The organism is Acinetobacter sp. UBA2063 (assembly GCF_002333245.1).
In the GTDB taxonomy this organism is placed as follows: Bacteria; Pseudomonadota; Gammaproteobacteria; order Pseudomonadales; family Moraxellaceae; genus Acinetobacter; species Acinetobacter parvus.
Window position 1 is genome coordinate 1 of record NZ_DDAH01000272.1, and the last position, 7,373, is coordinate 7,373.

At 38.3% G+C, this 7,373-nt stretch carries 7 protein-coding genes and 1 pseudogene; 2 read left to right on the forward strand and 6 right to left on the reverse strand.

Going from position 1 to position 7,373, the window contains the following annotated elements; all coding sequences use genetic code 11:
- Window positions 1-134: 134 nt before the first annotated feature.
- On the reverse strand, window positions 135-953 hold the full coding sequence (locus B4H32_RS12680; RefSeq protein ID WP_286803392.1) for a protein kinase domain-containing protein: 819 nt from the start codon (window positions 951-953) through the stop codon (window positions 135-137).
- Window positions 928-2,436, reverse strand: a complete 1,509-nt coding sequence (locus B4H32_RS12685; protein WP_286803395.1) for a DUF3336 domain-containing protein — start codon at window positions 2,434-2,436, stop codon at window positions 928-930. The genes B4H32_RS12680 and B4H32_RS12685 overlap by 26 nt, the downstream gene beginning before the upstream one ends.
- A gap of 176 nt (window positions 2,437-2,612) precedes the next feature.
- Here B4H32_RS12685 and B4H32_RS12690 point away from each other — a divergent pair, with 176 nt between their 5' ends.
- Complete coding sequence (locus B4H32_RS12690; protein ID WP_286803398.1) at window positions 2,613-3,485, forward strand: ATP-binding protein; 873 nt, start codon at window positions 2,613-2,615, stop codon at window positions 3,483-3,485.
- 49 nt (window positions 3,486-3,534) lie between these two features.
- On the opposite strand, the gene B4H32_RS12695 is transcribed toward B4H32_RS12690, so the two are convergent.
- Both B4H32_RS12695 and B4H32_RS12700 read right to left on the reverse strand, forming a co-directional pair.
- Window positions 3,535-5,061 carry an esterase-like activity of phytase family protein gene (locus tag B4H32_RS12695; RefSeq protein WP_286803402.1) on the reverse strand — a complete coding sequence of 509 codons (1,527 nt, stop codon included), beginning with the start codon at window positions 5,059-5,061 and terminating at the stop codon, window positions 3,535-3,537.
- A 175-nt stretch (window positions 5,062-5,236) separates the two neighbouring features.
- Window positions 5,237-5,791, reverse strand: a complete 555-nt coding sequence (locus B4H32_RS12700) for a TetR/AcrR family transcriptional regulator (RefSeq protein ID WP_004757788.1) — start codon at window positions 5,789-5,791, stop codon at window positions 5,237-5,239.
- A gap of 90 nt (window positions 5,792-5,881) precedes the next feature.
- On the opposite strand from B4H32_RS12700, the gene B4H32_RS12705 reads away from it, so the two are divergent.
- A complete protein-coding gene (locus tag B4H32_RS12705) occupies window positions 5,882-6,424 on the forward strand; it encodes an HPP family protein (protein ID WP_004757786.1) in 543 nt (180 codons plus the stop codon).
- A 94-nt stretch (window positions 6,425-6,518) separates the two neighbouring features.
- Here B4H32_RS12705 and B4H32_RS12710 read toward each other — a convergent pair whose 3' ends face one another.
- Window positions 6,519-7,016: a hypothetical protein gene (locus B4H32_RS12710; RefSeq protein ID WP_286803401.1), complete on the reverse strand. Its 498-nt coding sequence runs from the start codon at window positions 7,014-7,016 to the stop codon at window positions 6,519-6,521.
- A gap of 181 nt (window positions 7,017-7,197) precedes the next feature.
- Window positions 7,198-7,373, reverse strand: a pseudogene (locus B4H32_RS12715) (tRNA (adenosine(37)-N6)-threonylcarbamoyltransferase complex transferase subunit TsaD); the annotation flags it as partial.

Here is a 7,373-nt window from a genome sequence, read left to right on the forward strand (position 1 = left end):
GTGCGTCTACCAATTTCGCCACGCCCCCGATGGGTATGCATATTAGTGAGAAACATCCTTGATGACAAGTGTTTCTGTTAAAAAAACCAATCAAATGAACATATAATATTCAAATCAAGTATTTATGTTTATTTTTACAGCAAAATAGTCGAGTTTAGACAGTCTTTTGCCTCTGAAACAGACTTAAAACGCTGTTCAACCTGCTTCTGTATCAACCCATTCAGTAAGGGCAAAAAGTATTCAAGCTGTTTAGGAAGCTGGATATACAGTTGCTGGCAATGCAATACCGCCCATTCATGATAGGTTTTAGCTTGTAATTTTATTTGAGTCAGCCATTCATACAGAATAATACCAAAGGCATATAAATCACTCTGAACTGTTTTCCTTTCTGCATGAAAAAGCTCTGGCGCCATATAGTGCGGTGTGGCAGTTAAATTCTGGGTTGCATGAGGTGATTTAAAGCTCTGCTCAAAATCAATCAGCTTACAGCTATTTTCATAGCAACGGAAATGTTCAATTTTAAGGTCGCCATGCACCCACCCTAGTTTGTGCATATTTTCCAGTGTTTCCAATGCCTTTAATATTTGCTGCTGAATTGCTTGCACATCGCTGGGCACACAGTTAAAAAAATTTTCTGTATCCACCAGAATCAGCCCTTTTCCAGTGGAGGCAAGTTCATGAAACGGCGTGTTTTCTTTAAACTGAATGATTTGATGAGGAACAATAAATTGCTTTCTGGAGATTGAATTCTGCTGATAAAAATCCAATTCATGCAGAAAAGCATGTTCCAAAACGTGATAACTATGGGCCTGATGAAATTTAAGCCAATATTTTTGCTGTTCGATCTGGAATGTATATAAACGCCGTCCAAAGGCATAACTTTGGGGTTTGGTTTTTAATACAAGATCATCCAACGGAAGTTGCGAATCAAAGGTCCACGTAATAAAACTCATTCTGCTGCTTTTCTGCCTGTTTGCGTAATGACGCTAAACAATGTTCAATGGTTTTACCAATACGCGCATGGGTTTCAATAGAAGCGATTTTAGGCCAGGTCGCCCGCTCACCCTCCTGCTGCAAAATCTTAAACAACTTGGGACGAGGGTTTTTGAGCATATAGCCATAGTGGCGCAGTCCATATTTGGCAATAATATTAACATCCCCATAATAGCGCTGTCCTAAAATACCATAACCATGATCCAGGGCACGGCGAATCGGGAAAAATCTTCCCACATAATGGCGGGTTAAATCCATCACATCCAGTGCAATGGTTTTACCCTGATGACGGATAATTCGCTCAGGCCAGCTCAATACATCATTACGATAACGCTGTAAGTCACTCTGCATAAATGGAACAATATGCGGATTCACCTGACTGGCAATGGTGTAGTTGATATTATACAAACGAGCCATTTTTTCTTGTGGAAAATCACTACGCATACTCCCATCCACCCATTTGGTGTTTGACATATAGGGCGTATGCTGTCCATCGTAGCGCTTGCTGGTCAGATGAACGGGTGGAAACAGAACAGGAGCCGCGCAGGAAGCCATCACCGCACTCCAGACCAAAGCATTCGGCGCAGTCAAGGCATTGAGGATAAGCGGGTTTTGTGATGCATTGTAAGGTGCAACCGCAATATTGATATGCAGACCAGAACGCTGATACGCCTCTGCAAAGGTCAGGTCTCCCATATTGTGAATCAGGAATTTTTTAAGGTACATCACATCGGCAATACCGCCATGCCCCTTAATGAGTTCCATCACCTTTCTAAAACGAAATGCTTCATGAAAGAAATGCTTTCCTGTCAATAATTCTGGAATTTGATCAGCGGATGAGGTACCAAACATCCCCGTCATGATTGCGCCCGCACTTGAACCTGACAGCACTTTCGGCAACAGGTCCTGTTCCAGCAATGCCTTACACACCCCAGTATGAAACAGTCCCAGAGTTGCGCCACCAGAAAGCATCAAGGCAGGCTGACCATAGGCTTTCTGACATTCCTCAAAAAACTGGATTTTCTCCTTGAGCTGAAACGTTATACATTCGCTGGATGCCAAATAACGCAAACAGTCACTCACCTCATCCACATAGTTTTCGATAATTTTTTTGGTGCCGATATACGTTTCAGCAAACAACATGGGATGGCCAATATTGGCAAAATCGTAGGTTAGTCCATCCCTCAATATATAGATCAGGTCAAGGGTACGGTGATGCAGCCGATATCTTTTTAGCAGGTTGTAACGCCTGGATAAAACTTCAGCATCAAAATAAGGCGATTCATTGTCATATTTCCATACTTCCCTGCCTGATTCCTCGTCCAATTTGAGTGCAATTTCCCTCCATTCTTCATAAGAGCTGGCATGTTGTAATTGCTCCTGCAACATATCTATTCTATATGTTTGATATGTATTCTTTTTTTCTTGAACTCTATTTAACATTCGTTATCCTGATGTGCATCATGTTTTTCTAATCCTGCACCTATACAATGCAAAAACCTATTGTAACAATCAAGGGTAAAATCAGCTTATTTCCATATTCTTGATGATATTTTCTTTATTTTAACTATAGCAGTGATAGTATCCCTATTTATTGATCACTGAGTTTGGTTTGATTTATGGCTATCCTTGATTTACCCGAATCTATTCTCCAGTCATTATCCAGTGTGTTAACACAGCTCCAGCAAGTCCTCCCTGCCCCAAAGCAACCCACTGATTTTTCAGCAATTGCTTTTCGCTGGGAAAATCAGCAACTGGTCGCAATTCAACAAACTAAAAAAATGTATCTGGAAGATTTAAAAGGAATTGAACGCCAAAAAGACAAGATTATCCAAAATACCTTGCAGTTTTTAAATGGTTTCCCCGCCAATGATATTTTGCTGACAGGTTCCCGTGGTACAGGCAAATCCTCCATTGTACGCGCCCTGCTCACGGCGTACTCAGCACAGGGTTTACGCCTGATTGAAATTGAGCGTGACGATTTATCAGATTTACCAAAAATTCAAAAACTGATCGCCGAGCGTCCAGAAAAATTTATTGTTTATTGTGATGACCTTGCTTTTAATGCGGAAGATGAAAATTACCGTAGTTTAAAAAGTGTGCTGGATGGATCACTCCAATCTGGTTCGACCAACTTCATTATTTATGCCACCAGTAACCGCCGACACTTACTGCCTGAGTTTATGCACGAAAATACTCCCGTGCATAAGGTTGATGTGCCGCAATATACCGAGTTGCATCCACAGGAAGCGATTGAAGAAAAAATCTCACTTTCTGATCGTTTTGGACTATGGCTTTCCTTCTATCCAATGGATCAGCAGCTCTATCTGGAAATCGTGGAGCATTACATCCGCAAGGTTGATCTGGAATATAATGACACAGTACGGGCTGATGCACTGAGATGGTGTCAGGCACGAGGACAGCGTTCAGGCCGTGCGGCATATCAGTTCTCAAAACACTGGATCGGTTCGCAGCAGTTAAAAATGCTATAATTCACTCAAATAAAAAGCCATCAATTGATGGCTTTTTCATCTCAAAAATTTATGGTATTGCTTTTAAATCCAATCCATCAATAATATATAAAGTATTACTATCAATTTTTTTCTTATCCTGATCTAAGTATTTCTGCTCCAGAACACCATTGGTTACCCATAGTGCAAAGTCATCATCATTGATTAAACCTAAACGCTTATCATCAATCAGCCACAACCCTTCCATTTTATCATGAGGGAATTTGACTTTCTCAATCATATCTAAAACCAGCGTTTTTGTTGGGGGTAAAATACCCTGTGTCTTTAACCCATCCCAACCTTTTGCTAAAACATATTGTTCTAAAGTCTGTCCATCAATGGTTAAACCCAGTTTAGCATCCTGTTTAATCTGAGCTGTTTCAGCAATATCTTCTAAATTGGTTGCATTACGCAAATCAATTTTATAAACACGTTTAAAAGCGCTTGGATTATCTCGATAAAAATCTCCATCTCGCTCTAAAACTAAAAAGCTGGTATTACTTAAAGCTGTAATTGCAGAGTTGGAATAAGCTTTTGCTCCACCTTCCTGTTTATATAAATATTGCTTCACCTTTTTAGTTTCTAGATCAATAGTTACAATACGGGTTAAGTCTGATTTATTGACTGCTGTTGTTGGATTATCCATCGTGGATTGCATAATCCCCACTAGGGTTTTCCCATCTGGTGTAATGGTTAAACCTTCCATGCCACGATTCGGGCGGCGATTGGCAAATTCCGCAGGCAGTAAATAACCACCAATACGGCGGGTATCTTTTTCAAAAGCATTAATACGGTCTATTTCTACACCATTGGCATCATAATGAACAATATGTGGGCCATATTCATCACTCACCCAAAAGCTACCATCTTTCATGGCAACCAAACCTTCCGCATCTAGACCATATTCATCTGTTTGACGGCTTAATAATTTGCCATAAATGTCGTAAGCTGCTTCTTTGGTTGCACCAAAATTGGCATTAGGTAGGCCCGAAATATTTTGCCCATTACGATCCTTAAGTAAAATTTCCTTAATCTTTTTCACTGTACCATTGGTTTGTACTTCAAATAGAGCAATACGCGGCACATATGCTGGATCAGGGAACATCTTGCCATTGTCTTTATTTAAGTTGTAATCGGCATTGGGGCCTCGATCGGTAATGGCATAAAATTGGTTTTTATTGGTTGGGTGCGCCACCAGATCAGAACCGAAACCACCCTGTCTAAACTCAATGGTATTGCCCGCTTTTGCCCCATCTGCAATACCTTTCAGATGATCCATCACCTGATAAGTGAGCTGCACACCCCGAGCGAAAGCATTTTCTGTGATACAACTCGGCGTGGTTTGCTGAATTTCATCAGTCTCTAAAATTCCATTATTATTTTTATCTTGCCCTGTCAATTTAACTGTTCCACCTAACCAGCAATCTCGATCACCAAAGTTTAATGTCTGCTCGGTACTTAACATTTTTGCTGTATTTTGATTGTCATCATGGTCACTGCCACAGCCCATTAATGCCAAACTGGTAAGAATTGAAATCAATAATACTTTTTGCTTCATCATAATAGCTACCCCATAAAATTACTGCTGTAGCCTAATCTTCCGAAATGACAAAACCATGACCATTAAATGACAATTCATAAAATCATGTGATAACTGATCAAGCTTTTAATTACGGTCTATTGACATTTAAAACATGTACCTTGTTATCTCGCTCTTTTGGTGAGCCTACTGTTTAGGACAGCACCAATTTTTCAAATAGTGTATTTATTGAATTTTTTATATCAGTTTCCACTTGTTTATCATAACCTTCAACTAGAAATCGGCTAAATAAACCTTCAATCAGAGTATAGATCATAGTGGTTAATATCTCTTGATACTGATTTGCATTTATATGTTGATTAATCAGATTCCTCACCCATATTTTATGTTCTTTTGAAATTTGAATAATTTCATTATTTTCGGAATGTGATTCTGCAACAGCCCGTACAAATAGACAGCCTTTGAAATTATCTTCCTGAAACCACTTTAAATGCCAATCAATAATCTTATTGATGGCTTCCCGACCTGTAGCCTCAGCAACATAACTTTGGAGACTTTTTCTAAAACGAATATCTCTTAACTCCAAAACAGATTTAACCAACTGATTCTTATTTTTAAAATAAGTATACATTGTAGTTTTTGAGCATCCTGATTCATCCCGAATCAAATCTACGCCCACTCCAGCAAAACTACTTTCGTAAAAAAGCTTCTCTGCTGTATCTAAAATTTTGTTAGCTGATTTTGACATAAAAAATTTACCCAATAAAAATAGTACAGATCTGTACTATTTATAATTTTAGGATTATGATCAGCAAAAATCAAGATCAGAGGAAAAACAATGCGACCAATTCTCAATGGCAAAGAACATTTAGCACCTTTACCGCAATCGATTGATCTCATCAGAAGTTTTGTTGGGGGAAGTCTAAGTATTCTAGTGTTATTATTTTTAAGTCAATTTACCCATAATATCTTTATTATGGCACCTTTCGGAGCCACTTGTGTTCTATTATATGCCGCATCACATTCACCTTTGGCACAACCTCGAAATGTAATTTTAGGACATTTGGTCTCAGCATTTATTGGCTTATTATTTCTTAAATTTTTTGGTACACCCACCTTGAGCATCGCTCTTTCTGTCGGTTGTGCAATCGCAGCAATGCAACTTTTACGTTGTGTTCATCCACCCGCAGGTGCTAATCCATTGGTGATATTGCTAACTGCAAATACCATTCAATATCACTGGGGTTTCTTATTTTTCCCTGTGCTATCAGGTTCAATTGCATTGGTGTGTATTGCTTACTTAGTCAATAATCTTAAGTCAGAGAAGAAATGGCCTGTATATGGATTAGCTTTTATCCATAGTAAAAACAATCTTGAATAAATTGCTATCATTCTTCTTATTATTCAGATATTAATTTAAATCTCGATGCAGAAAAATAAATTTTCTCTGCATCAATCTTTTATTTTATAGATTATCAATATTCTTTTGCCAACTTTTCCAATGTGATGAGCATTTTTTTCACGACAGCTCTTTTATGTTGCAACATATTCTTGATATTAGCTGGATTGAAACCTGTCAGTTTTGCAATACCTCGACTAGTCATGTATTCACCAGTTTTTTCAAAGTGCTTTTCACTTAACTCTGTTTTGGCATTAGAGAAACGAACTGCCAGCTTATAATCGTTAAATTCAGACCAGGCACCTGTTTTATATTCCTGAAAATCAAATTCATTCTGATGGGCAGGTTTGTCCCGAAGAATATTGTTCAAGCGATTGATCACAATTTTTTCTTCGCTGTCTTCTATTACTTGATAAAGTTCAGTTTCCTCAAAAGTTCGCCCTAAAGAAATATCCTTTCTAAACTGCTCAATCACTTTATCATTTTTTTCTTTATTTTCATTAGATTGGATAAGATTTAGAATCTTAAACAAAGACTCTAATCGACCACAGGTAAAAACATAAGAAATTTTCAACTTTTGAACTCCGCTAATGAGTTTTGGCTCATCAAAATAAATAATTTATCCAATACTTTAACACAATAGCGTTGATTCCAAGCCATTGCCATGTATATAAATAATGGTTTGATTTTTAAATAAAATAAGAACGTAAACCGATCTAAAGCCTATCAACCAACAAGAATCATCAATTCAATTTTCAGGTTGGTTGCAACTCAGTCATCGGCCATCTTGGCGTTGTAGTGACAGCCAAACCATCATGCTGCCCAGCCTTTAAACGTTGATAACCTGCGAATGCAATCATTGCGCCATTATCGGTACATAAGGCAGGTTCGGCATAATAAACCTGCGCCTTAATTTTTTTCAGTGAAGTTT

What these genes read in the sequence shown, in the direction of transcription:
- B4H32_RS12700 (WP_004757788.1), bottom strand. Translation starts at nt 5,791, where the DNA reads ATGTCAAAATCAGCTAACAAAATTTTAGATACAGCAGAGAAGCTTTTT.
- B4H32_RS12690 (WP_286803398.1), top strand. Translation starts at nt 2,613, where the DNA reads ATGGCTATCCTTGATTTACCCGAATCTATTCTCCAGTCATTATCCAGT.
- B4H32_RS12705 (WP_004757786.1), top strand. Translation starts at nt 5,882, where the DNA reads ATGCGACCAATTCTCAATGGCAAAGAACATTTAGCACCTTTACCGCAA.
- B4H32_RS12680 (WP_286803392.1), bottom strand. Translation starts at nt 953, where the DNA reads ATGAGTTTTATTACGTGGACCTTTGATTCGCAACTTCCGTTGGATGAT.
- B4H32_RS12695 (WP_286803402.1), bottom strand. Translation starts at nt 5,061, where the DNA reads ATGAAGCAAAAAGTATTATTGATTTCAATTCTTACCAGTTTGGCATTA.
- B4H32_RS12685 (WP_286803395.1), bottom strand. Translation starts at nt 2,436, where the DNA reads ATGTTAAATAGAGTTCAAGAAAAAAAGAATACATATCAAACATATAGA.